General features: G+C 43.0%; 24 protein-coding genes, 1 tRNA gene and 1 pseudogene. 17 read left to right on the top strand and 9 right to left on the bottom strand.

Going from position 1 to position 23,885, the window contains the following annotated elements; genetic code table 11:
- Positions 1-5 precede the first annotated feature (5 nt).
- The 5 genes from cysW to AY607_RS13290 all read right to left on the bottom strand — a co-directional run bounded on the left by cysW (position 6) and on the right by AY607_RS13290 (position 4,646).
- Positions 6-899, bottom strand: coding sequence for a sulfate ABC transporter permease subunit CysW (cysW, locus tag AY607_RS13310; RefSeq protein ID WP_064096219.1), 894 nt, complete (start codon positions 897-899; stop codon positions 6-8).
- Complete coding sequence (gene cysT, locus AY607_RS13305) at positions 896-1,729, bottom strand: sulfate ABC transporter permease subunit CysT (RefSeq protein ID WP_064096218.1); 834 nt, start codon at positions 1,727-1,729, stop codon at positions 896-898. The genes cysW and cysT overlap by 4 nt, the downstream gene beginning before the upstream one ends.
- 85 nt (positions 1,730-1,814) lie before the next feature.
- On the bottom strand, positions 1,815-2,420 hold the full coding sequence (locus AY607_RS13300; RefSeq protein WP_064102785.1) for an RBBP9/YdeN family alpha/beta hydrolase: 606 nt from the start codon (positions 2,418-2,420) through the stop codon (positions 1,815-1,817).
- Between the two features lie 29 nt (positions 2,421-2,449).
- Entirely contained in the window at positions 2,450-3,463 is a 1,014-nt protein-coding gene (locus tag AY607_RS13295; protein ID WP_064102784.1) for a sulfate ABC transporter substrate-binding protein, read from the bottom strand.
- A gap of 175 nt (positions 3,464-3,638) precedes the next feature.
- Positions 3,639-4,646: a sulfate ABC transporter substrate-binding protein gene (locus AY607_RS13290; protein WP_064102783.1), complete on the bottom strand. Its 1,008-nt coding sequence runs from the start codon at positions 4,644-4,646 to the stop codon at positions 3,639-3,641.
- A gap of 159 nt (positions 4,647-4,805) precedes the next feature.
- Here AY607_RS13290 and pabC point away from each other — a divergent pair, with 159 nt between their 5' ends.
- From pabC to AY607_RS13270, 4 genes are all read left to right on the top strand, one after another.
- On the top strand, positions 4,806-5,618 hold the full coding sequence (gene pabC, locus AY607_RS13285; protein WP_064102782.1) for an aminodeoxychorismate lyase: 813 nt from the start codon (positions 4,806-4,808) through the stop codon (positions 5,616-5,618).
- A gap of 1 nt (position 5,619) precedes the next feature.
- Complete coding sequence (gene mltG, locus AY607_RS13280) at positions 5,620-6,678, top strand: endolytic transglycosylase MltG (RefSeq protein ID WP_064102781.1); 1,059 nt, start codon at positions 5,620-5,622, stop codon at positions 6,676-6,678.
- A gap of 2 nt (positions 6,679-6,680) precedes the next feature.
- Positions 6,681-7,280, top strand: a complete 600-nt coding sequence (gene tmk, locus AY607_RS13275) for a dTMP kinase (RefSeq protein ID WP_064102780.1) — start codon at positions 6,681-6,683, stop codon at positions 7,278-7,280.
- A 95-nt stretch (positions 7,281-7,375) separates the two neighbouring features.
- A complete protein-coding gene (locus AY607_RS13270) occupies positions 7,376-7,792 on the top strand; it encodes a PaaI family thioesterase (RefSeq protein ID WP_064102779.1) in 417 nt (138 codons plus the stop codon).
- 112 nt (positions 7,793-7,904) lie between these two features.
- Here the strand turns inward: AY607_RS13270 and nadB are convergent, their stop codons facing one another.
- Positions 7,905-9,533, bottom strand: coding sequence for an L-aspartate oxidase (gene nadB / locus AY607_RS13265; RefSeq protein ID WP_064102778.1), 1,629 nt, complete (start codon positions 9,531-9,533; stop codon positions 7,905-7,907).
- Positions 9,534-9,769: 236 nt separating this feature from the next.
- On the opposite strand from nadB, the gene AY607_RS13260 reads away from it, so the two are divergent.
- The 11 genes from AY607_RS13260 to AY607_RS13210 all read left to right on the top strand — a co-directional run bounded on the left by AY607_RS13260 (position 9,770) and on the right by AY607_RS13210 (position 19,106).
- Complete coding sequence (locus AY607_RS13260; RefSeq protein ID WP_064102777.1) at positions 9,770-11,155, top strand: Do family serine endopeptidase; 1,386 nt, start codon at positions 9,770-9,772, stop codon at positions 11,153-11,155.
- 120 nt (positions 11,156-11,275) lie between these two features.
- On the top strand, positions 11,276-11,728 hold the full coding sequence (locus AY607_RS13255; RefSeq protein WP_064102776.1) for an acyl-CoA thioesterase: 453 nt from the start codon (positions 11,276-11,278) through the stop codon (positions 11,726-11,728).
- A gap of 252 nt (positions 11,729-11,980) precedes the next feature.
- Positions 11,981-13,798, top strand: a complete 1,818-nt coding sequence (gene lepA, locus AY607_RS13250; RefSeq protein ID WP_064102775.1) for a translation elongation factor 4 — start codon at positions 11,981-11,983, stop codon at positions 13,796-13,798.
- Positions 13,799-13,818: 20 nt separating this feature from the next.
- Positions 13,819-14,646 carry a signal peptidase I gene (gene lepB, locus AY607_RS13245; protein ID WP_064096208.1) on the top strand — a complete coding sequence of 276 codons (828 nt, stop codon included), beginning with the start codon at positions 13,819-13,821 and terminating at the stop codon, positions 14,644-14,646.
- A 24-nt stretch (positions 14,647-14,670) separates the two neighbouring features.
- Positions 14,671-15,042, top strand: a complete 372-nt coding sequence (locus AY607_RS13240; protein ID WP_064102774.1) for a DUF4845 domain-containing protein — start codon at positions 14,671-14,673, stop codon at positions 15,040-15,042.
- A complete protein-coding gene (gene rnc / locus AY607_RS13235; RefSeq protein ID WP_004279062.1) occupies positions 15,014-15,712 on the top strand; it encodes a ribonuclease III in 699 nt (232 codons plus the stop codon). The genes AY607_RS13240 and rnc overlap by 29 nt, the downstream gene beginning before the upstream one ends.
- Positions 15,712-16,740 (top strand): GTPase Era, encoded by a 1,029-nt coding sequence (era, locus tag AY607_RS13230; RefSeq protein ID WP_064102773.1) that lies wholly within the window; start codon positions 15,712-15,714, stop codon positions 16,738-16,740. The genes rnc and era overlap by 1 nt, the downstream gene beginning before the upstream one ends.
- A gap of 38 nt (positions 16,741-16,778) precedes the next feature.
- Complete coding sequence (locus AY607_RS13225) at positions 16,779-16,976, top strand: NF038104 family lipoprotein (RefSeq protein ID WP_064102772.1); 198 nt, start codon at positions 16,779-16,781, stop codon at positions 16,974-16,976.
- An 11-nt stretch (positions 16,977-16,987) separates the two neighbouring features.
- Complete coding sequence (gene recO / locus AY607_RS13220) at positions 16,988-17,698, top strand: DNA repair protein RecO (protein ID WP_064102771.1); 711 nt, start codon at positions 16,988-16,990, stop codon at positions 17,696-17,698.
- A gap of 13 nt (positions 17,699-17,711) precedes the next feature.
- A complete protein-coding gene (gene pdxJ, locus AY607_RS13215; protein ID WP_064102770.1) occupies positions 17,712-18,437 on the top strand; it encodes a pyridoxine 5'-phosphate synthase in 726 nt (241 codons plus the stop codon).
- A 15-nt stretch (positions 18,438-18,452) separates the two neighbouring features.
- A complete protein-coding gene (locus AY607_RS13210) occupies positions 18,453-19,106 on the top strand; it encodes a tRNA-(ms[2]io[6]A)-hydroxylase (RefSeq protein WP_064102769.1) in 654 nt (217 codons plus the stop codon).
- Positions 19,107-19,230: 124 nt separating this feature from the next.
- Here AY607_RS13210 and AY607_RS13205 read toward each other — a convergent pair.
- Positions 19,231-19,306 (bottom strand) — tRNA-Asn (locus tag AY607_RS13205).
- A 236-nt stretch (positions 19,307-19,542) separates the two neighbouring features.
- Here AY607_RS13205 and AY607_RS13200 point away from each other — a divergent pair.
- Positions 19,543-19,986, top strand: coding sequence for a hypothetical protein (locus AY607_RS13200; protein WP_064102768.1), 444 nt, complete (start codon positions 19,543-19,545; stop codon positions 19,984-19,986).
- A 27-nt stretch (positions 19,987-20,013) separates the two neighbouring features.
- Here the strand turns inward: AY607_RS13200 and AY607_RS13195 are convergent.
- A pseudogene (locus AY607_RS13195) lies at positions 20,014-20,446 on the bottom strand (PaaI family thioesterase).
- 784 nt (positions 20,447-21,230) lie between these two features.
- On the opposite strand from AY607_RS13195, the gene AY607_RS13190 reads away from it, so the two are divergent.
- A complete protein-coding gene (locus AY607_RS13190) occupies positions 21,231-22,568 on the top strand; it encodes an MATE family efflux transporter (RefSeq protein ID WP_064102767.1) in 1,338 nt (445 codons plus the stop codon).
- Between the two features lie 49 nt (positions 22,569-22,617).
- Here AY607_RS13190 and AY607_RS13185 read toward each other — a convergent pair whose 3' ends face one another.
- A complete protein-coding gene (locus AY607_RS13185) occupies positions 22,618-23,853 on the bottom strand; it encodes a pyridoxal phosphate-dependent aminotransferase (RefSeq protein ID WP_064096198.1) in 1,236 nt (411 codons plus the stop codon).
- Between the last annotated feature and the right edge of the window lie 32 nt (positions 23,854-23,885).

The following is a 23,885-nucleotide window of genomic DNA, read 5'->3' as shown; positions in this document are numbered from 1 at the left end:
ATTCCTTAAGAAACTGTTAAATCATCATTACGTTTGTCTTGTTTTTCCTGGCGCAGTTCTACCCAGGTTTTTAGAACCAAGGTCACAATTGCGAGGAGAGCCAGAAGTGAAGACACGGCAAACGCAGCACTGAAAGTATATTCGTTATAGAGAATCTCGACGTGAAGCGGCAAGGTATTGGTTTCGCCGCGGATATGACCAGAAACCACCGATACTGCACCAAACTCGCCCATGGCACGTGCATTACATAGAATTACACCGTAGATCAGGCCCCACTTGATGTTTGGCAGGGTCACTTTCCAGAAAGTCTGCCAGCCAGAAGCACCGAGTACAATTGCCGCTTCTTCTTCTTCAGTACCTTGTGCTTCCATTAACGGAATCAGCTCACGGGCAACAAAAGGTACGGTAATGAAGACGGTTGCCAGAACAATCGCAGGCACCGCGTACAGGATCTTGATGTCATTGTCCATCAGCCAGGAACCCATCCAGCCTTGGGTACCAAAAATCAGTACCAGCATTAACCCGGCAATTACGGGTGAAACCGAGAAAGGCATATCAATCAAGGTGGTGAGGAATGACTTGCCACGGAAATTAAACTTGGCCACTGACCATGCAGCAGCAACACCAAATATGACATTGAGTGGTACTGCGATTGCAGCAGTCAACAGGGTGAGTTTCACTGCCGACAAGGTATCCGGATGTACCAGAGCCTGGGTATAAACACCTATTCCCTGTTTGAAAGCTTCTACAAAAACCAGAATCAGCGGCAGAATCAGACAGCTCAAAAAGAAAAGCAGTGCAATGGTAATCAGGGTATAACGTACCCAGGTTGGCTCGCGGGTTGCATCACGGGATTGCAGCTTTTCAGCCAGCGCATTGCTGTTGGTATTTAAACTCATCGTGCAGTTCTCCCGGTACGGCGGCTTGCCCAGGCTTGCAGTAAGTTAATCAGGAACAGCAAGACAAAAGAAATCAGCAACATCACTACTGCAATGGTGGTTGCACCTGCATAGTCATATTCTTCCAGGCGAGAAATAATCATTAAGGGGGCAATTTCTGTTTCAAAAGGCTGGTTACCAGCAATAAATATCACGGAGCCATATTCACCAACACCACGGGCGAAGGCCAAAGCGAAGCCAGTGATCAGCGCAGGCAGAAGGATTGGAAAAATCACTTTGGTGATAATCTGAAAACGGTTGGCACCCAGTGCAGAAGCCGCTTCTTCCAGTTCAGTTTCCAGATCACTCAGTACCGGTTGGACGGTACGCACTACAAAAGGCAGACCAATAAAGATCAGCGCTAATGTAATACCAATCGGGGTATAGGCGACTTTGATACCGATCGGTTCTAGATATTGACCAATCCAGCCGGTCGGTGCATATAAAGAGGTCAGGGCAATACCCGCAACCGCGGTGGGTAAGGCAAATGGCAAATCTACCAAAGCATCGACAAGACGCTTGCCCGGAAAGCTGTAACGTACCAGACACCAGGCCAGTAACAGGCCAAATACTACATTTACCAGTGCGGCAAAAATCGCTGCGCTGAAACTGAGTTGCAGTGATTTTTGGATACGTTCAGAGCTCAGGATCTCCCATAAGCCTTCCCAGCCAATGCCTAGTGATTTAATAAAAACAGCAGACAGGGGGATCAGAACGATTAATGACAAATACGCTAGGGTAAAGCCTAGAGAAAGACCAAATCCTGGCAGCACTCGGGATCGCTGCGACATGATTACTCCTCAAAAGAGAGAATGCTCGTTAAAAATAACCAGCGAAATTAGAAAATAAATTTGGCACAAGCATAGTTTGCAGCGACTAAAATGCAAATTTAAAATAATACTTGCTATCATCAACTTTACTGATATAAGGCATAGCGTTTTCTGAAATTAAATATTGTTCAATTTCAGGAAAAGGACCGAAACCTGAAGCGACATTGACATGACCGACTGCACCCAGATTAACCGGTTTGATTTTCCAGGCCTGGGCCAGTAAGTGCGCATCTTCAAAGCTTAACCATGGATCATTTTCACTGATTAATAATTTGGTAGGTACTTGAAGCTTGAGCTGTTGAAAATAGGCGCTGTAGTCTGTTTGACTATCAAGCGCAAAACCATTTTCCCCAAAGCGTGCCGGATTAGCCGGCGCCACCAATAGCAGATTTTTTACTTTTGCATTGAGTTCCGGATGTTGGGCAAGGGCAGCTACACTGGTCAGACAGCCAAAGCTGTGCGCCACAATCTGCACGTCCTCTGGAATAGCTTGCAGCATATTGACAAATTCAATGATCCATTTCTGCAAAACCGGATGATTCCAATCCTTTTGTTGCACACGAGAGCATCGAGTTAGCCGTTGTTGTAACCATGTTTGCCAGTGATTGTATTCGCTACCACCGACACCTGGAACAATAAGCGTATGGGTCATATCAATGCTCCTCAGAGATCAGCTGTGAATTACTTCGCGCTGTTTGCCTTTACAATTTGATCAAACACGCCACCATTTTCAAAATGTGTTTTCTGGACTTTATCCCAGCCACCAAATTCCTGATCAATGGTGACAAGTTTTAATGGCTTAAATACCTGGCTGTATTTGGTCAGAACTTTGGCATTACGTGGACGATAGAAGTTACGTGCTGAAATTTCCTGACCAAGGGGGGAATACAGGAAGTTTAAATAACCCTGAGCCAGGTATTTGTTGCCTTTTTTAGCAGCATTTTTTTCTACAATCGCAACCGGCGGCTCAGCCAGAATCGACAGTGATGGGGTTACAATTTCAAACTTGCCCGGCTGTTCACGAAGGGCAAGATGCGCCTCATTTTCCCAGGCCAGTAAAACATCCCCAATCCCGCGTTCAGCAAAAGTCGTGGTTGAGCCACGCGCTCCAGAATCCAGCACTTTGGTATTTTTATAGATTTTACGGACAAATTCTTGCGCAGTTTTATCGTTTCCACCTGCCTGATGCTTGGCCCAAGCCCATGCAGCCAGATAATTCCAGCGCGCACCGCCTGATGTTTTCGGGTTTGGCGTAATGATCGCTACACCGGGTTTAACCAGATCTCCCCAGTCTTTAATCCCTTTGGGATTGTTTTTGCGCACGAGGAAAACGATAGTTGAAGTATAGGGTGTCGAGTTATTGGGTAAATTCTTTTGCCAGTCTGCAGGTAACAGTTTGGCTTTCGCTTCCAGTACATCAATATCAGCGGCCAGAGCTAATGTCACGACATCTGCATCCAGTCCATCAATTACCGCGCGAGCCTGTTTGCCTGAACCGCCATGCGATTGCTTAAAATTGATTTTTTGACCGGTACGGCTTTCCCAATATTTGCCAAAATTCTTATTTACATCTTCATACAGTTCACGGGTCGGATCATAGGATACATTGAGAAAATCACGTGCTGCTGCACCAAATGAGGTTGCCGAGATAACAGCTGCTAAAACCCCAAGTTTTAATGTGTTTGAAATGCTCATCTGGACTGAATCTCTGATATGTTCTGTAACATAAGCGCAGAATAAACTTATTCTTTATGCATAAAAAATAATTAAAAATGAATTTTATATGAAAAAAAGAGATAAATAAGCTATTAAGTGTTTGAAATAAGAATGGCCTTATGAATAAAGGCCATAATGAACTGCATTTAAAGTATTATTTTGCGTGATTGGCTTTGACAATCTGGTCAAACACACCGCCATTGTCAAAATGCTGTTTCTGAACTTTGGTCCAGCCACCAAACTCTTTATCAATGGTTACCAGCTTCAATGGTTTGAATACATTGTTGTGCTGCTTCAGGACATTCGCATTACGTGGACGGTAAAAGTTTTTCGCCGCCACAGTTTGCCCAGCAGGTGAATAGAGGTAATTTAAATAGGCTCTAGCGAGGTTTTCATTACCATCTTTTTTGGCATTTTTTTCTACAATCGCCACCGGTGGTTCGGCCAGAATAGACAGAGAAGGGGTAATAATCTCAAATTTACCCGGTTGTTCACGGACAGCTAAATGCGCTTCGTTTTCCCAGGCCAGTAATACATCCCCAATTCCACGTTCAGCAAAAGTCGTTGTGGCACCGCGTGCTCCAGAATCCAGTACTTTGGTCTGTTTATAGATTTGACGAACAAAGTCTTGTGCTTTGGCATCATTGCCACCTTTTTGATGGTTGGCCCACGCCCAGGCAGCCAGATAATTCCAGCGTGCACCACCTGAAGTTTTTGGGTTCGGGGTAATAATGTCTACGCCCGGTTTAACCAGATCTCCCCAGTCTTTGATCCCTTTTGGATTGCCTTTATGTACAAGGAAAACGATAGTTGAAGTATAGGGTGTCGAATTCTGCGGGAATTTCTTTTGCCAGTCTTTAGGCAGCAAACCTCGTTCTGCAATTTCATCAATATCTGCTGCCAGTGCCAATGTCACAACATCGGCATCCAGTCCGTCAATCACGGCACGTGCCTGTTTGCCTGAACCACCATGTGACTGTTTATAGTTAATATCCTGACCGGTGGTTTTTTTCCAGTATGCGCTGAATTCCTTATTGAAATTATCATATAATTCACGAGTCGGGTCATATGAAACGTTTAGGAAATCTTTTGCAGAGACACTAAAAGCGCTTGCTGATACCAGTGCTGCCAATACCCCAATTTTTAATTTACGAATGCTCATTTTTGCCTCAAGTTTTTTAGCTTTTGTTAGATGAGGCAAGAATAGCTTGAGTTTTTTTGCATAAAAAATAATTAAAAAAGAATTGGATGTGAGTAAAAGAGATATATAGGTGAAGCCTGGATATTACTGCCCAATTTATATTTTAGAGACCGTAAAAATATGCTGTATTTAAAAAATGCCCAACGTGTCAGTCATATAGAGGTGCTGGATCGTGGCTTTCATTATGGTGATGGTTGTTTTACTACGGCCCGGATTCGACATAACCGGATTGAATTGTATGATCGTCATTTGACACGTTTGCAAAACAGCAATCAGAGCTTAAGCCTGAATGCCAATCTCGATCTGATCACGGAAAGTTTACAGCTTCTCGGGGAATCAGAGGGTAAGCTGAACGGGACATTAAAGATTGTGCTCAGTCGTGGAGTGGGTCAGCGCGGTTATAGTTTGCCGGATCATCCAGCAGATCTCTGGCTGTTTTATTATCCTCAAGACATACAGGATTTTAAGTTTGAACAGATTCAAAGTGGCGTATTGCAGCAGGCAGTGGGATTGACTATGCCCAGTCTGGTTGGACTGAAAACCCTGAACCGCCTGGAGCAGGTTTTACTGAAACAGGAAGCAGATCAACGCGGCTGGCCTGAGGCAATAGTGACAGATGTACAAGGTGGCATTGTCGAAGGGGTGAGCAGTAATTGTTTCATTCTTATAAAGAATACATGGATTACGCCGGAACTCCGTTATAATGGCGTCTTCGGTGTCATGCGTGCAGAAATTCTACAACGTATGCAAGATCAGGGTATTGTCTGTGAGCAACGATATATCGGTATGGATGAAATTTCCCATATTCGGAGTCTGTTTTTCTGCAATGCACTCAGCCCGATGAAAATAGTCACACAATTTGAGCAGCGCGCCTTGGATGGCAATGCTTGTATTGAACTTTTTAACCGTCTTCGATTAAACCAGATGTCTTAATATGTCAGCTTCCAAACCTAAAGCCAAAAAGAACAATAAGGTGAGATCTTCCTCATCTTTCAAAGGAATTGTCTTAGTACTGATTGGTATTGCTTTGATCCTGGGGTTAATCCTAAAGAGCAGTTTATGGAAAGATTATCCTGTTGAAGGAAAAAAACAGCTGCTCGCGATTGAATCTGGTCAAACCTATTCCGGTTTCATTGATCGCCTGGCCAAAGAAGATCAGGTAAGTTTTCCGATCATCCTTAAACTGTATCAGCGCATCATGATTCATGACACCATGAAAGCGGGCGTGTATGAAGTACGTCAAGGCATGAGTATTCGTCAGGTATTGGAAATGATTTCCAATGCAGACAATGCTCAGATGAGCCGGATTCTGGTGATTGAAGGCACAACATTTAAACAGTTGGTCGATATCCTGAAGAAAAATGATCTGGTTACCAAGGAGGTACTGCATCTGCCTACTGCGCAATTACTGAAAGAACTCAATATTACGTATTCACATCCCGAAGGGTTGTTTGCACCGGATACTTACTTTTTTGCCAAAGGTGAAACAGACCGCAAGATTCTGACCAATCTGTATCAGCGACAGATGAAAATACTGGATGAAGCGTGGGCAAAACGCGCGGCTGATCTACCGTATCAGAATAAATATGACGCGCTGATTATGGCATCAATTATTGAAAAAGAGACCAGTATTGACCGTGAGCTGGAACAGGTTTCCGGGGTGTTTATACGCCGTTTAAAAAACGGTATGCGTTTACAGACTGATCCAACGGTAATTTACGGAATGGGTGACAGCTATAACGGTAATATTACCCGCAAGGATTTACGCACACCGACGCCGTATAATACCTATACCATTTCAGGCTTGCCGCCAACACCAATTGCCTTGCCAAGCAAGAAAGCCATTGAAGCAGCCATGCATCCGGATAATTCTGAGAATCTGTACTTTGTAGCGACCGGCGATGGTGGGCATAAATTCACCACCAATCTGAATGATCACAATAAAGCAGTGCAGGAATATCTGACGATTTTACGTTCGAAAAGTAAGGAATGAGTATGTTTATTAGCTTTGAAGGCACAGAAGGTGTGGGTAAAACTACGCTCATTCGTTCGATCTATGCAGATTTTATCGCACAGGGCAAGGACGTTATTCTCACTCGCGAACCGGGGGGAACACCAATGGCCGAGCAGATTCGTTCGCTATTGCTGACAGTGAATCATGAAGAAACCATGGCACATGATACCGAGTTGCTGTTGATGTATGCAGCGCGTGCCCAGCATCTGGCACAAGTGATTCTGCCTGCATTAGAAGCCGGAAAGATTGTACTGTGTGACCGTTTTAGCGATGCCAGCTTTGCCTATCAATGCGCGGGTCGGGGCCTGAGTGAAACCAAGTTACAGGTACTCAATAACCACTTTGTTGCACGTATGCCAGACATTACCTTCTGGTTAGAAGCACCTATTGAGCTGGGAATGAATCGTGCACGTGAACGTGGGGCACTGGATCGTTTTGAACAGGAGAAAGTCACTTTCTTTGAGAAAGTGAGAGCAGGCTATGAAAGCTTGTGGCAACGTGATCCAGAACGGATCAAACGTCTGGATGCGACCCAAACCCCTGAACAGGTATTTGAGCAAGCCTTAACTTATTTAAAATAAGCTTGGAATTAAAATACTTTTTATTTAATTTTTCTCTAGGTTTATCTGTGATGAATCTTCTATATTAAGACTGATATAGAAGATTTTTTAATAAGATGAAAACGACCAAAACAGAGATTGAACAATTTTTACAACAAGAATTTCCGCAAAGCTTGGAGAAGTGCCGGATTGAGAAGGTTTCGACGCGTGGAGCCACTTTGCTGTATCAGGTGAGATCAGAAGAATTGCGTCCTGGCGGCACCGTTTCTGGTCCAACCATGATGACCTTGGCGGATTTTGCTCTTTATGTTGCGATTCTGGGTGAAATTGGATTGGTCGGTTTGGCCGTGACCACTAACTTGAATATCAATTTCTTACGTAAACCTTCAGGTGGAACAGATATACGGGGAGAATGTAAGCTGATCAAGGTCGGCAAGGCACTGATCGTGGGAGAAGTCTGGATTTATTCAATAGATCATGAAGAACCTGTGGCGCATGTGACCGGAACATATTCAATTCCACCACAACGTTAAATATTTGAAACTTAGAAGACTGGCTATAAATAGCCTAAGCCAGGCTAAAGTAAATAAAAATTTAAAAATAAAAGGAGATATGCTGCCGATTAGCATATCTCCCCCGGATTATTTAAATATTGACCAAAGGGGTTTCGACTTCAAAATTTGGTGGGGTGAGTACAGTTTTGCGTAGTTCAGGCAGTAGCGCTGGATAATCAAGCGTGAAATGCAGACCTCTAGATTCTTTACGGTGCATGGCACAGCGTACAATCATCTCGGAAACCAATACCAGATTACGAAGCTCGATCAGGTTTTTACTAACCTGATAATCCTGGTAGTACTCTGTGATTTCTTTTTTTAGCATTTCAATACGATGCAAGGCACGTTCCAGACGCTTCGTGGTACGTACAATCCCGACATAATTCCACATGGTTTGACGTAACTCGTCCCAGTTTTGCAGAATCACCACATCTTCATCCGGATTAGTGACCTGGGAATCATCCCACGCTGGGACTGCAGGAGTTGGTTGATCGGCCTTAAAATTTTCCTGAATATGCTTGGCTGCACTCATTCCATAGACAAAACATTCTAAAAGTGAGTTACTAGCCATACGGTTAGCACCGTGTAGACCAGTATAAGAGGTTTCCCCAATTGCATAGAGTCCGGCTATATCAGTCTGACTGTTTTCATCGACTACGACGCCACCGCAGGTGTAATGGGCTGCCGGAACCACTGGAATCATGTCCTTAGTAATGTCAATCCCTAGTTCAAGTAAACGGGCGTACAGGGTAGGGAAATGCTCTTTGACAAAGCTATCATCTTTATGGGTAATGTCCAGCCAGACATGCCGAATACCGAGCCGCTTGATTTCATAGTCGATGGCACGTGCCACGATATCACGCGGTGCGAGTTCGGCGCGTTCGTCAAAACGCAGCATAAAGCGTTCGCCATCAGGCAGGCGTAGATAAGCGCCTTCGCCGCGCATTGCTTCAGTAATCAGGAAAGAACGTGCTTGCGGATGATAAAGGCAGGTCGGATGAAACTGGTTAAATTCCATATTGGCGACCCGGCAGCCGGCACGATAAGCCATCGCAATACCATCACCCGTAGCAATATCCGGATTTGAAGTATATAAATAAGCTTTCATGGCACCGCCACAGGCTAGCGCGGTAAATGGGGCCAAGAAGGTATGCACTTTTTCAGTTTGTTCATCCAGGGCATATAAACCCAGAGCACGATTATTACCGTCTAACCCCAGCTTTTGTGAACAGATTAGGTCAATCGCAATATAATTTTCAAAGATTTTAATATTCTGTTTTTCTTGGGCACGTTGTACCAGAGTAGTGGAAATCGCCCGACCAGTCGCATCGGCAGCATGAATAATCCGGCGCTGTGAATGCCCACCTTCACGGGTAAGATGTAACTGTTCCTGTTCGTCGAGGGTAAATTGCACGCCGTGTTTCAGCAAGAAATCAACTGACGGTTTCCCACCTTCTACTGTCTGTTTTACCGCTTCCATTTCACACAGTTGTGCACCTGCAATCATGGTGTCATCAATATGCTGTTTAATTGAGTCCATTTCATCCAGGACTGCGGCTACCCCGCCTTGCGCATAAAAGGTACTGGCATCTGTTAGGGTAGATTTCGCCAAGACTGCAATATTAAAATGGTCTGGGAGCGATAAGGCTAAGCTTAAACCGGCACCGCCGCTGCCCACAATAATGACGTCAAATTGATGGGTAAGAGATGAATGAGACATGTCCATCAGCTAATTTTAAAAAAAGTTTGGTAATAACAGCGCTTTTTTGTGCAAAAGGCAAGCATTGAAGTGCTCATTTATTGATGAAAAAAATTAATCAAAGTCTTAACTTAGGGTTTTGATAATGAGATATTGTCCAGAGCGACGTTTTGAAACATATTATTACTTAAACTTTACAGTGTTTGTGATAAAACCTATTTACATAAATTTATCAACAATTTGAGTGAATAATTTATATGAAAATTCTAGACTTAAAACAAGGATTATTTGCAGTAACCCTCACCATGAGTGCGGCACAGTTGCAGGCGGTCACGCCAGTTGATTTTTCAAATCTGGTGGAGCAGGTCAGTCCTGCTGTAGTTAGTGTCAATGTCGTTAAGAAAATGAGCGAAGAAGAGCTCTTACAACAACAAGTTCCGGAAATTCTGCGCCGCTTTTTTGGCAATCAGGTGATTATTCCGCAGCAGCGTATGCCACAGGAAAAGACAGGCTATGGCAGTGCATTCTTTATCAGCAAGGATGGTTATCTGCTGACCAATCATCATGTGGTTGAGGATGCTTCCAAAGTCACCATTACCCTGAATGACCGTCGTGAAATTGATGCCACTGTTGTCGGTAGTGATGCACGAACTGACGTAGCTTTGCTTAAAGTTAATGGCTCGAATTTTCCAGAATTACGCACAGGAGATGTCGGACGCTTACGTGTTGGTGAGCCTGTTCTTGCCATTGGTTCGCCATTTGGCTTTGATTATTCCGCTTCTGCTGGAATTGTCAGTGCCAAAATGCGCAACATGATGGGTGAAACTGCAGTCCCTTTTATCCAGACCGATGTAGCTCTAAACCCAGGTAATTCCGGTGGCCCTCTGTTTAACCAGCGTGGTGAAGTAGTTGGTGTTAACTCACGGATCTTTAGTGGAACCGGTGGGTATATGGGTTTGTCCTTCTCGATCCCGATTGATGTGGCGATGGAAGTTGCGGATCAATTGAAGAAGAACGGCAAAGTGACGCGTTCATATCTGGGGGTGAGTTTGCAGGATATCGACCGTAATCTGGCTGAGTCTTATAACCTGCCTAAGCCTGAAGGTTCTCTGGTGACTCAGGTTGCGCCAAATTCACCGGCTGCACGTGCAGGTCTGCGTGCCAGTGATGTCATTTTAAAATACAACGGTACCCCAATTTCACGTACCAGTGAATTGTTGAACTATCTGAACCGTACTGCACCCCAGCAGCAGGTACAGCTTGAAATTTTACGTGATGATAAACGTCGTAGTCTTTCAGCGACTTTAAGTGCGGCACCAGATGATACGCCAGCAAAAGCAGGCACGCAGACTCAGCCGAACAAAGGGCCAGTAATCGGAGTTTCAATTCGTGATCTTAGTCCGGCAGAGCTGGCGCAGTTAGAAATTAAAGGTGGGGTTGTGATTCAGGATGTACGACCAGGTGGTATTGCGGCACAGGCACGAATTATGCCGAATGATGTGATCACGCAAATTAATAACCAGAAAGTACTGAATTCCAATCAGTTTGTACAAGAGGTGTCTGAACTGAAAAAGGGTAGCATCGCGCGCGTGACCTTGATCCGTCAGGGTCAGCTTGCTGTGGTTGGCATGCGTATCTCATAAAATTGCTAGATTTTCATGAAAGACCGCTTGTATAAGCGGTTTTTTATTTTTTGCAATTTACCCCAGCGATAAATTCGGTAGACTCTATAACCTTAAAATCATGGAAAGGATAACAGCGAAGTGAGAGGTATTTTTGATCTTGATTTAAAGGTTCAAGCCAAACATATTGATGGATTAGGTCATGTGAACAATGTGATCTATGTGCAATGGATGCAGGATGTCGCATCAGCTCATATTGAAAAACTGGGCTTGGGATTAAAGCAATATGTGGAACTGAAACATGCCATGGTCGCGGTTGAGCATCAGGTGCAATACCGTAAGGCGGCTTTTGAAGGCGATGAGATTATTCTGCGCACCTGGCTGAATGATCTTAATGCCCTGTATTCCTTTAGACAATACGCATTTTATCGGCTCCAGGATCAGACCCTGTTGTTTACCGGCAGTACCCAGTGGGCCTGTATTGAAATGGCCACAGGGCGCCCAAAACGCATGTCACCGACATTTACCCAGGCATATCAGCCACTTTCAGAACATATAAATCCTTTTGATTTTTCCACTTTATATCTGGATTGAAAAGATTAAGCTCTCTAGCCTGATCAGGGTATCGGTCTAGCATTGAGGAGTAAATGGAGGTGGCAGTGATCTTCTACGTGTCGTGTTGATTGAGATTTCGCTTGACTGTGGCGTACATAAGGTGAGGGATAAAGGAAAAAATATAATTCTTTTTCTAGATCACCATTCTGCTATAATCCTTCGCAATTTCTATTCGGCTTTTGTTATGTAATATTTTTAAATTACATAGCGCGTTTTTTCTCAAGGTAACCCATGGCGCAAGCTAAAAAATCTGTTGATATTAAAAACATTCGTAACTTCTCGATTATTGCGCACATTGACCATGGTAAATCGACCCTAGCGGATCGCTTTATTCAAACTTGTGGCGGCTTGCAAGATCGTGAAATGCAGGCTCAAGTCCTTGACTCAATGGAGCTTGAGCGCGAACGTGGGATTACCATTAAAGCCACTTCGGTAACCTTGTACTATACTCATCCCAACGGTCAAGAGTATCAGTTGAACTTTATTGATACACCGGGACACGTTGACTTCTCGTATGAAGTATCACGCTCGCTCGCTGCCTGTGAAGGTGCATTGCTGGTGGTAGATGCAGCGCAGGGCGTAGAAGCACAGTCGGTTGCCAACTGCTATACCGCAATTGAACAAGGTCTGGAAGTACTTCCGGTACTGAACAAGATCGACTTGCCGCAAGCTGAGCCTGAACGTGTTATTCAGGAAATTGAAGATATTATCGGAATTGAAGCCACAGAAGCGCCGACCTGTTCTGCAAAAACAGGTTTGGGTATTGAGGGTGTGCTTGAAACATTGGTCAATGTAATTCCTGCACCTGAAGGTGATCGCGAAGCGCCGTTACAAGCACTGATTGTAGATTCATGGTTTGATAACTACCTGGGCGTCGTTTCTCTGGTACGTGTCAAGCAGGGTCGTGTGCGTAAAGGCGACAAGATGTTGATTAAGTCAACGGGTCAAACGCACATCATTACTTCTGTGGGGATCTTTAACCCGAAACATACTGAAACAGGTATGTTGGAAGCGGGTGAAGTTGGTTTTGTCATTGCCGGTATTAAAGATATTTTCGGTGCGCCTGTCGGTGATACGATTACCTTGGCAACCACACCTGAAGTGGCAACATTGCCAGGCTTTAAAAAGGTGAAACCGCAGGTTTATGCTGGTCTATTCCCGATTGATGCCAGCGATTTTGAACCTTTCCGTGAAGCTTTGCATAAGCTACAAATCAATGACTCGGCCTTGTTCTTTGAACCTGAAAGTTCAGATGCACTGGGTTTCGGTTTCCGTTGTGGCTTCTTGGGTATGTTGCACATGGAGATCGTACAGGAACGTCTGGAACGTGAGTACGATCTTGACCTAATTTCTTCTGCGCCAACCGTAATTTATGAAGCGGTGATGAAGAATGGCCAGACAATTTATATCGACAGCCCATCCAAAATGCCAGATGGTTCAACGGTTGAAGATTTACGTGAACCGATTGCTGAATGTCATATCCTTGTGCCGCAAGAATACCTAGGTAACGTCATGACATTGTGTGTTGAGCGCCGTGGTGTGCAAAAAGACATGAAGTTTATGGCGAATCAGGTTTCCATTACTTTCGAAATTCCAATGGCCGAAGTGGTCATGGACTTCTTTGATAAATTGAAGTCATGTTCACGTGGTTTTGCCTCACTCGACTATAACTTTGTCCGTTTTGAAAGCTCATCTTTAGTCAAAGTAGATGTCTTGATCAATGGTGAAAAAGTCGATGCCTTGGCGATGATCTGTCACCGTAACGATGCACGCCATCGTGGTATTGCATTGGTTGAAAAGATGAAAGACTTGATTCCACGTCAAATGTTTGATGTGGCGATTCAGGCGGCAATTGGGACGCAAATCATTGCCCGTTCTACTGTAAAAGCCATGCGTAAAAACGTATTGGCGAAATGTTATGGTGGTGACGTGTCACGTAAGAAAAAACTTCTGTCTAAACAGAAAGAAGGTAAGAAGCGCATGAAACAGGTGGGTAGTGTAGAAATCCCGCAAGAAGCGTTCTTAGCCGTATTAAAAGTCGAACGCTAAAATAATAAGGATATAAGCCCATGGATTTTGATTTTAATTTGATTCTTGTGCCTGCGACTCTGTTTTTTGTCGCAGTATGGTTGCTAGACAAGTTTGTCTTGAAACAAAGGCAAACCCGGGGCAAGGGTAACGAGAATTTCATTATCACTTGGGCTTATGATTTTTGGCCGGTACTTGCCATTGTGCTAATCCTGCGTTCATTTTTATATGAGCCTTTTAATATTCCATCCGATTCGATGGTGCCGACCCTGGAAACTGGCGACTTTATTCTGGTGAACAAGTTCGACTATGGCATCAAACTGCCTATTGTGAATACCAAAATTATTGATACTGGTAGTCCAGAACGTGGTGATGTCGCGGTGTTCCGTTATCCGCCTCAACCTTCCATCAGCTATATCAAACGAATTGTCGGCTTGCCAGGTGATCATATTGTTTATGATCATGGTCAGCTGAGTATTAATGGAAAAAAAGTAGCAAAAGTTCCGGTTGAGTTTAGCCGCGAAAAAGACCGTTTAGATACACCGACAGCTATTTATCATAAAGAAACCCTGGGTGAACATACTTTTACCATGCGTGAGCTGGAAGGGGTTAATGTTGCTCGTCAGGCACCTTATATTAACTATCTGGAAAATGGTAAATATTCAGGTGAAAATGGTTTATATTGGGAAGTAACAGTGCCAGAAGGTCACTACTTCGCGATGGGGGATAATCGCGATCAGAGTGCTGACAGTCGTTTCTGGGGGCTTGTTCCGGAAGAAAACTTAACAGGTCGTGCATTCTATATCTGGATGCATAAAGAACCTGGCTTTAAATTGCCATCGTTTAGTCGAAACGGAACAATTGATTAATTGTTTCAAGCAGGAAAATAAAAAATGAGACATCAACAAGGTGCTTCTTATATTGGGGTTTTAATTGCAATCGTGGGCTTTGCATTTCTTGCAAAAGTGGCGATTGCGGTGTGGGGGCCATACTTTGATGATCGTATGGTCGATGGTGAGATTGAGGCGCTGTTAAAAAGTGCTCCTGCAAATATCACGCCAGAACAATTCCGCCAACAGATGGGTCAGCGTTTAGCAATGAATAATATTCGTGATCTGACCTTTGATGGAATTGCCAAAGTCATCAATACTGATGGTTTACAGGTGCACAAGAATTATGAAGTTCGTAAGAATTTCCTAATGAATATCGATTTAGTGATGAAGTTTGAGAAAGAGTTTGATCAAAGCACAGTCAAAGCTAAATGATGAACGTCTTGCCAAACGAATCGGCTATCAGTTTAAACAGGCTGATTTGCTGAAACTGGCATTGACTCATCGTTCAGTCAGTCATAAACACAACTACGAACGCCTGGAATTTCTGGGTGATTCGCTTTTAGGGATGATCATTGCGAATTATCTTTTTAATGCCTATCCAAGCGAAAATGAAGGCCGGTTGACGCGTATGCGTGCCACCTTGGTTCGTCAGGAAGCATTAGGGAAAATCGCCAATGATTTAAAGCTGAGCCAGAATTTAATTCTGAGTACCGGTGAATTGAAATCTGGTGGTCATCATCGTGAGTCTATACTGGCAGATACGGTAGAAGCTATTATTGGCGCGATCTATGTCGACTGCGGTGATCTCACCGTGCTAGAACCGATTGTGTTAAAATGGTATGAACCCTATTTAGACCATATTGAGCCGACAGACCAGCTTAAAGACCCTAAATCCCGCTTACAAGAGTATTTACAAGCACGTAAGAAACCTCTCCCGGTTTACGAGGTTGTGGATATTCAAGGTGATGCACCCAATCAGCATTTTAAAGTGGAATGCCAGATTGCGGGATTACCGACTATGCAAGGCGAAGGTGCGAGCCGGCGTTTTGCTGAACAAGCCGTTGCGGCGGATATTTTGAAACTTTTGGAGCATAAGTCTTAATGACTACTCATTCCGATCACATTGATGCTGATCACGAGTCGCAAAGCGACAGTCACGACCTGGTAAATCAATTTTTTAGTGCACAAGGCACTGAGATTCCATCGGATTACCGCAGTGGTTTTGTTGCTATTGTCGGTCGTCCAAACGTGGGTAAATCCACATTGATGAACCATATTTTGGGACAGAAACTTTCGATTACTTCACGTAAGCCACAAACCACACGTCATAAAATTGTGGGAATTGATTCACGTGAAAAATCTCAGGCAGTATTTGTCGATACGCCAGGGATGCATAAAAAAGAAGTACGTGCCATCAATAAAATGATGAACCGTGCAGCGCACTCTGCACTGCGTGATGTTAATCTGGTGCTATTTGTAGTAGATGCCCAGAAATGGACACCGAATGATGACCTGGTTCTGGAAAAGCTGAAAAACGCTGAAATGCCAGTGATTCTGGTGATCAACAAGCTGGACACCTTTGAAAACAAGAACGAAGCTTTGCCGCTTATTCGTGAACGCGAAAAGCTGATGAACTTTGCGGAAATCGTGCCGGTATCTGCGCTTCGTGGTGCCAATCTTGAACATTTACGTGACACGATTGCCAAGTATCTTCCATTCCAGCCACCACTGTATTCGCTGGATCAACTGACCGATCGTTCAGAGCGTTTCCTGGCATCTGAAATTATCCGTGAAAAGATCATGCGTCAGTTGGGTGAGGAGCTTCCGTACGATTTGACCGTTCAGATAGAATCATTTAAAACTGAAGAACCGGTCTTGAATGAAAAAACCGGTCGTATGAAAGCCGCCTGTACCTATATTGATGCCACGATTTTTGTCGATCGCCCGAGCCAGAAAGCGATTGTGATTGGTGAGAAAGGTGTCAAACTGAAAAAAATCGGTATGGATGCGCGTCTCGATATGGAAAAAATGTTCGAACAGAAAATCATGCTGACGCTTTGGGTGAAAGTTAAAGGTGGCTGGTCTGATGATGAGCGTGCATTAAAAAGTTTAGGTTATAGTGATATCTAAGCGATAAAAATTTGTAAGACCCTTTAAGGAATGCCGTGATGATAAAAGTGTTAGCAGTCGTTACATGTATTGTATTTCTGCAAGGCTGCATTCATAAAGTAGTCACGGTTCCTGTCAAAGTGGCTTATAAAACCACAAAAGTCGCAGTCAAAGGCACTGCGGCTGTTGTGGGTGCCGTCATTCCTGATGGGGATGACGAAGAAGATGAGAAAAAATCAAAAAAGAATAAAGATTAAAGAAGTAATCTATGCGTAATGAAGTACTGCATGGATATTTAATTCATCATCGCAAATATCGCGATCGCAGCCATATCGTACATTTATTTACTCAGGAATATGGCCGTATTGACGGAATTTTAAGGCAGACGCCGCCGCCACAATATCAGCCCATTCGTTTGCAAGCCTCAGGTAAGTCAGAACTCAAAAATTTTACGAAGCTGGAAATTGTTAATCAGCCCATTTTCTTTTTCGGGGATGCATTCTTTTCAGGATTTTATCTGAATGAGATTCTGCTGCGACTGTGCCCACTTGAAGTCGAAATGCCGCAAACTTTTGCCAAATATGGCGAAACTCTAGTGGCCTTGCAGCAGCTTTCTACGCAAATTGATCCGAATACTTATCTCAAGCAGATCTTGCGTCAATTTGAACATATCTTGTTGGAAGAACTTGGCTATGGTCTGGATTTTTCAGTCGATGCCAATCAGGCGCAGATTAATCCTGAGCAACATTACTATTTTCAGCTTAATGATGGTTTCATGCCCTCTGCCAAAGTTTCACGTTCGACCATGTCTGGACAGCAGATTTTAACTATGCTGAGCCATGAAAATGGTAGGGATTTTAATCCAGAACAGTTACAATTATTGACGAAGCTTTATCGACAGGTCATCACTGCCTTACTCGGTGATCGACCACTCAAAAGTCGGCAATTGTGGATCCAAAATTCTCAATCTCAATCGTAGTTAGGAAAATATTATGGCTGCATTACTTGGTGTCAATATTGACCATGTCGCAACTTTAAGACAAGCACGTGGTACGACGTACCCAGACCCAGTCAATGCTGCATTGATCTGCGAACAGGCGGGGGCAGAGGGCATTACCCTGCATTTGCGCGAAGACCGTCGTCATATTCAGGATGATGATGTACGTCGTATGCGTCCGGTATTGACCACGCATATGAATCTGGAAATGGCGGTGACGGATGAAATGGTCGCTTTTGCTAAAGAAATTCAACCGCAGCATGTCTGTTTCGTGCCTGAAAAGCGCCAGGAAGTGACTACTGAAGGTGGTCTGGATGTGGTTGGCCATTTTGAAGATGTGAAAAAAGCCACTCAAGAACTGACTGCGATTGGCTGTGATGTGTCGTTATTTATTGATGCAGACATTGCCCAGATTGATGCTGCAGTTGCTTGCGGTGCACCGACGATTGAAATCCATACTGGTGCCTATGCCGATGCAGAAACTCCAGAAGCGCAACAAGCGGAACTTGAACGCATTGTGAAAGGTGCTGAATATGCTGCATCTAAAGGTCTGGTGGTGAATGCAGGTCATGGTCTGAATCTGGAAAATGTCACTCCGATTGCTGCGATTCCGCAAATTCATGAATTAAATATTGGTCACTCAATTATTGCAGATGCAGTTTTTGTTGGTCTGGCGCAAGCTGTACAACAAATGAAGGCTGCAATTAAAGCTGCGCGTTAAGATTTCAAGAAACATATGTCAAATAATGATTACGATGAACTCATGAAGCCTGTGATTGGTTTCCTGGGTTGTGAAACTCCTAAAGCCTGGGTGGATGAAGCATTAAAAAATTTAGATATTTTGATGCAAGACCATGCCAACTGTGAAAAGAAAGCCGCCAGTACCGCGATGAACCTGATGTTCCGTTACAGTTTCTTTGTGGATTTGCAGGTCAAGCTGGCACAGCTGGTCCGTGAAGAAATGCTGCATTATGAGCAGGTACTTGAACTAATGGCAAAACGTGGTCAGCAGTGGACTGGTCTCAGTGCAGGACGTTATGCCGGTGGCTTGCGTAAAGAAATCCGTACTTATGAGCCAGAAGCACTGATTGATGTGTTGGTGATTGGTTCATTTGTAGAAGCACGCTCCTGTGAACGTTTCTATGCACTTGCACCGCATGTTGATGAAGAGCTGGGGCGTTATTACCGTTACTTGCTCAAGTCTGAATCGCGTCATTTTGAGGACTATTTGGCCTTGGCGATAGATGTGGCAAGAGAGGCGAAGCTGAAAAATCCAAAAGAGGATATTCAGGCACGGATTGAGCATATCAGAGAAGTGGAAAAGAATCTGATTTTAAGCCCTGATGATATGTTCCGCTTTCATAGTGGTGTGCCTACCAAAGTAGCTTAGGAACAATTATATTAAGATTAAGAAAATCCTCCATTGACTGGGGGATTTTTATTTTCTGATGAGGATTGATGAATCTCAGGTAATAAAAAAGCCCAAGTCTTAAATGCTTGGGCTTTCTTGAATTTGGCTCTCCCACCTGGGCTCGAACCAGGGACCTGCGGATTAACAGTCCGTCGCTCTACCGACTGAGCTATGGGAGAATCTGAATGCGATTATAGAGAGATTTCAGCAGGGGTCAAGCAAAAACTGTCATATTTCTAACAAATTCAATTTATATGATTTTAATTTAAACAATCATATAAAATTCATAAAAAAAGCTTGTCAGAATAAATATCACTTGTTAGATTGAAAACATAAAGTCGTTTGACCATCTGGTCAAACAGTGTGGATTTAAACCTACTTGCCAGCACAAAAATGGCTAAACCGGAGAAAGCGAATGAATACGCTCACCATCCCTCAAATTTTCTCGCAACTATCTTTTTATCAAGATCATTATCTCGAAATCATTCAGGATTCTGCACAGTATTATACCCCTGTTGCAGATGCGAAAATTGATTTATGGCCATTTGCGGCTAAGCAGTTGTACTTGGGCGACTTGCTACAATTGTGGTTTGCAGAAAAATGGCTGGTTGAAAAAGAACGCCAATTCAGCTTTGAAGTATTCCTGAATATGCCTGAAACACGACCAAAAGAGCTCATTATTTATGCCATTTCAGGCAATCTACTAACTGGTACAAATCAGTCTAAAGTTTGGCAGGTCTCCTCTGCGCAGACCCAGAAACTGAGTGTTGCAAATGTCTCCAAACATTATTTCGAATATTGTGCTCTGACCCGCCCCAAACCTGCCAAAGTGGCGCAGACAGGATGGGGGATACTGTAAATCCCTGATTAGGGAAGCTGCCTCGATTTAACGTGTAATCACACAGGCGGCTGTTGCATAAGCATAAAGCTCGCCATTTTCATCGATGATTTTTCCTTCTGAGATTCCTAGTTTTTCACCGAGGTTAATGACCTTGCCAATGGCATTTAACGGTTTATTTTGCGGGATGGGACGACACATTTTAATATTGAGATCAACAGTGCCATATTTGGCGCCTGCTTCTAAAAGTGTATGAATTGCACAGCCTGTTACGGTATCCAGTACAGTCGCAGCAAAACCCAACGTGTACATTACCCAGCGGGTCTAAATGGTGTTGATCTGCTTATACCTCGAACGTGATCTCACCACTTTCAATTAAGGTGGGGCGCATTGGAATGGTTTGGCTCATGGTTGGTGCGGGAATTTTTCCATCCATCATCGCTTGTATCATTTCAAAACCTGAAAGATTCTTAATATCCATTGCTTGTCCTTATTATTTTAATTTCTAGTTTGGAACTTATATTTTATAGAGAGGGGTATTGGATTAACAATTAAAGATTGTATAAGGAAATGTACAAAGGTTTTTACGTATAGCCAATATAGTAAAATGATTAAAAATAATAATACCGACGAGAAACAGCCATGAAAGCAAAATCTTTATGCGGTGCTTCTCAATTTGAAGTAGAGCTTAAAAACCACGAAGTGGTAGCATATCATTGTTCGATGAGTCGCCCTCAGACCTGATGGAACTTTAATGTCTGTTGATATAAAGAATATTCATTTTATTGACCAGCAGCATTTATCAGTCACCAATATTTTCGAATGGGCGGAATAATCCTAGAAAAAACGACAAGAGCTGAAATTATTGTTATGTTTCAGCAGCCTAATTCCTGGAAATAATACGATTAAGATAAGTAAAGAATGAATCTGTTGTATCTGGCGAAAATATTCAATATGAAGCTAAAGCTCTCAATAAATCATTATAAACCCGCAAGTAAAAAATACGATTCCTGTAAAAGGGTCAAACTCTATTTTCGTAGAGCGATTAAAAACTCAAAAGAATAAATTGCAATTTCTAAACTAATCGAATTATTCTTCTTCAGAAGAAAAATTGAAGGCGGTTGCATGAATATTTTCTATAAAATTAATAAATTTAAAGATTTATGGCACAATAATGGTATATATTTTTACTGATATATCTCAGTTTTAAATAATCTGCTAAAAACGAAAATTTATAAAAAAATTAAAAATCGAGTGCTAGGGTAATGAAACAGTTTTTGCATCTTTGGGTGCCTATTTTTCTCAGTAATGCCATTATTATGCTAAGTGGTTTATTCGATGTGATTTTCCTGTCACATTTTTCATCTCAGCATGTTGCTGCTATGGCTGTGTGTCTTTCAATTTATTCATTGTGTTTTGTTTCAGGGATTGGAATTCTGCAAGGCATGATGCAAGAACTGGCTGAGGCCAAGGGGAGACAGGCTTTTTCTGATATACAGCGGATTGTGAAACAAGGTGTTTTGATCGTACTTATCGTGTCTGTTTTTGCGGCTTGGCTATTTACCCATGCCACACCCTTACTCAATCTTTTAAAAGCCGATGATGAACTGCAAGCCCTGATTACACCATGTTTGATGTTAATGGCATGGATAATTCCAGGACACCTTTTATTACGTATTTTATATATTCTGACGCAAACTTGTGGACAGGCTAAACGGGTATTTTATGCTAACATTTTATATTTGATTTTCAAGGTTTTATTAGGATATTGCTTGATTTTTGGTATTGAAGGTTACATTGCTGCTTACGGTGTGCAAGGTGCTTTTATTTCAAGCTTGATTATACAATGGTTAATGTTATTTATTTATTATTTTGTATTTCTAGAGAAAATATTAAGAATTCAATGGTCAGGCACATTTTTACATTGGGCTACTCTAGTTAAAATTCTCAGAATTGGTGTGCCTAATGGTATTGTCACGTTTGTGGATGTATTTGCAGTCAGTGCGATTGCACTGCTGATTTTACCCCTGGGTGACATTGTTATAAATTCCCATCAAATTATGCTGGGTCTGTTGGGCTTGATGTTTATGGTGCCGCTGTCAATGGGATCTGCCTTTAGTATTTTGGTATCGACGAAAATTGGTGCAGAACATATTGAATCAGCATGGCAGTTAAGCAAAAAAGCAGTGGTAGTTGTTCTGTCGATTGGATTGTGCCTTGCTAGTTTTGTCTGGATATTTCAGCGTTGGATTATTGCTTTATTTAGTGGTGACCAGCAGGTATTGGCGGTGGCATTCAGTTTGATGATGCTCGTGTGTTGGATGCATATCTTTGATGCCATTCTGGTGATTAGTGTCAATATGCTGCGCTGCTGGAAAGAAGTGGTGTTGCCCATGTTTATTTTTACCACTACAGTTCTGGTGCTTGGTTTGGGTGGCGGCTGGTATATTGCCTATCATCCTATTTCATTTATGAATATTGATTTCAATGCTTTGGGAATACATGGCTTTTGGTGGATGCTTGCTATTGCCTATACGGTTGCTGCCTGTTTATGTTTGCTATGCCTGAGCCTAAAGTATCGATATTATATTCGTCGCACATAAAAAAACCCGCGAATTTCGCGGGTTTTTCAAATCTGATGTTTCAGCCAGATTATTTGGCAGCTTTTTCAGCTTCGATTGAAGCAATTGCTTCATCTACGCCTTCGATAGAATCAGCTGCTTTCTTGATACGTGCAAGTGCATCTACCAGTACTTCGTCAGCAGTTGCGTAAGAGATACGCATGAAGCCGCCTAGACCGAATGCATCACCAGGAACCACTGCAACACCAGTTTCTTCCAGTAACCAAGCAGAGAATTCTGTGCAAGATTTAAGACCTTTGGCACGAATTAACGGTTTGATGTTTGCATATGCATAGAAAGCACCATCAGCAGGTAGGCAAGAAATACCTTTGATGTCATTCAAGCCATTTACAACCAGGTCATGACGGCGTTTGAATGCTTCAATCATTGGCTCAAGCACGTCTTGAGGACCATTCAATGCAGCTTCTGCAGCAACTTGTGAAATAGAAGTTGGGTTAGAGGTTGATTGAGACTGGATTTTCTTCATCGCACCAATCAGTTTTGCAGGACCCGCTGCGTAGCCGATACGCCAGCCAGTCATTGCATATGCTTTAGATACACCATTCAATACGATTGTACGATCGTAAAGGTCAGGTGCAACTGTTGCGATGTTGTAGAACTCGTCCTCCCAACGGATTGGTTCGTACATGTCATCAGATGCGATAAATACTTCTGGGTATTTACGCAGTACGTCAGCCAATGCTTCAAGTTCTTCTTTGGTATAGATCATACCTGTAGGGTTAGAAGGGCTGTTTAATACCACTAGACGAGTTTTGTCAGTGATTGCAGCTTCTAATTGTTCAGGCGTGATTTTGAAGCGTTGCTCTTCACCACATTTCACAATTACAGGTACACCTTCAGCGATGATGACCATGTCTGGGTAGCTTACCCAAAATGGTGCAGGAATAATCACTTCATCGCCTTTATTTAACAAAGCCAAAGCTAAGTTAAAGAATGATTGCTTACCACCACAAGAAACCAGAATCTGGTTTGCTGCATAGTCTAGGTTATTGTCACGTTTGAATTTGGCAATAATGGCTTTTTTAAGACCTGGCGTACCGTCAACAGCGGTGTATTTAGTGAAACCGTTGTTAATCGCTGCAATTGCTGCATCTTTGATGTGTTGAGGGGTATCAAAATCTGGTTCACCTGCGCCCAAACCAATCACGTTATGACCTGCAGCTTTTAATTCAGCAGCTTTGTTGGTCACAGCAAGCGTAGGGGACGGTTTGATGGCATTCACACGATCAGAGAGACGTACGTCCACGGCAGTATTCCTTCTTATAGGGATTAAAAAAT

The sequence above is a fragment of the Acinetobacter sp. SFA genome (assembly GCF_001647535.1).
GTDB classification, from domain to species: Bacteria; Pseudomonadota; Gammaproteobacteria; order Pseudomonadales; family Moraxellaceae; genus Acinetobacter; species Acinetobacter pecorum.
Note: the sequence above shows the minus strand (reverse complement) of the source record. Positions and strands in the feature narration are given on the sequence as shown.

Coding starts and splice junctions, on each gene's coding strand:
- AY607_RS13300 (WP_064102785.1), bottom strand. CDS start 2,420: ATGACCCATACGCTTATTGTTCCAGGTGTCGGTGGTAGCGAATACAAT.
- era (WP_064102773.1), top strand. CDS start 15,712: ATGACTACTCATTCCGATCACATTGATGCTGATCACGAGTCGCAAAGC.
- tmk (WP_064102780.1), top strand. CDS start 6,681: ATGTTTATTAGCTTTGAAGGCACAGAAGGTGTGGGTAAAACTACGCTC.
- pabC (WP_064102782.1), top strand. CDS start 4,806: ATGCTGTATTTAAAAAATGCCCAACGTGTCAGTCATATAGAGGTGCTG.
- AY607_RS13240 (WP_064102774.1), top strand. CDS start 14,671: ATGAGACATCAACAAGGTGCTTCTTATATTGGGGTTTTAATTGCAATC.
- cysT (WP_064096218.1), bottom strand. CDS start 1,729: ATGTCGCAGCGATCCCGAGTGCTGCCAGGATTTGGTCTTTCTCTAGGC.
- lepA (WP_064102775.1), top strand. CDS start 11,981: ATGGCGCAAGCTAAAAAATCTGTTGATATTAAAAACATTCGTAACTTC.
- AY607_RS13295 (WP_064102784.1), bottom strand. CDS start 3,463: ATGAGCATTTCAAACACATTAAAACTTGGGGTTTTAGCAGCTGTTATC.
- recO (WP_064102771.1), top strand. CDS start 16,988: ATGCGTAATGAAGTACTGCATGGATATTTAATTCATCATCGCAAATAT.
- nadB (WP_064102778.1), bottom strand. CDS start 9,533: ATGTCTCATTCATCTCTTACCCATCAATTTGACGTCATTATTGTGGGC.
- cysW (WP_064096219.1), bottom strand. CDS start 899: ATGAGTTTAAATACCAACAGCAATGCGCTGGCTGAAAAGCTGCAATCC.
- lepB (WP_064096208.1), top strand. CDS start 13,819: ATGGATTTTGATTTTAATTTGATTCTTGTGCCTGCGACTCTGTTTTTT.
- mltG (WP_064102781.1), top strand. CDS start 5,620: ATGTCAGCTTCCAAACCTAAAGCCAAAAAGAACAATAAGGTGAGATCT.
- pdxJ (WP_064102770.1), top strand. CDS start 17,712: ATGGCTGCATTACTTGGTGTCAATATTGACCATGTCGCAACTTTAAGA.
- AY607_RS13290 (WP_064102783.1), bottom strand. CDS start 4,646: ATGAGCATTCGTAAATTAAAAATTGGGGTATTGGCAGCACTGGTATCA.
- AY607_RS13200 (WP_064102768.1), top strand. CDS start 19,543: ATGAATACGCTCACCATCCCTCAAATTTTCTCGCAACTATCTTTTTAT.
- AY607_RS13210 (WP_064102769.1), top strand. CDS start 18,453: ATGTCAAATAATGATTACGATGAACTCATGAAGCCTGTGATTGGTTTC.
- AY607_RS13270 (WP_064102779.1), top strand. CDS start 7,376: ATGAAAACGACCAAAACAGAGATTGAACAATTTTTACAACAAGAATTT.
- AY607_RS13260 (WP_064102777.1), top strand. CDS start 9,770: ATGAAAATTCTAGACTTAAAACAAGGATTATTTGCAGTAACCCTCACC.
- AY607_RS13190 (WP_064102767.1), top strand. CDS start 21,231: ATGAAACAGTTTTTGCATCTTTGGGTGCCTATTTTTCTCAGTAATGCC.
- AY607_RS13225 (WP_064102772.1), top strand. CDS start 16,779: ATGATAAAAGTGTTAGCAGTCGTTACATGTATTGTATTTCTGCAAGGC.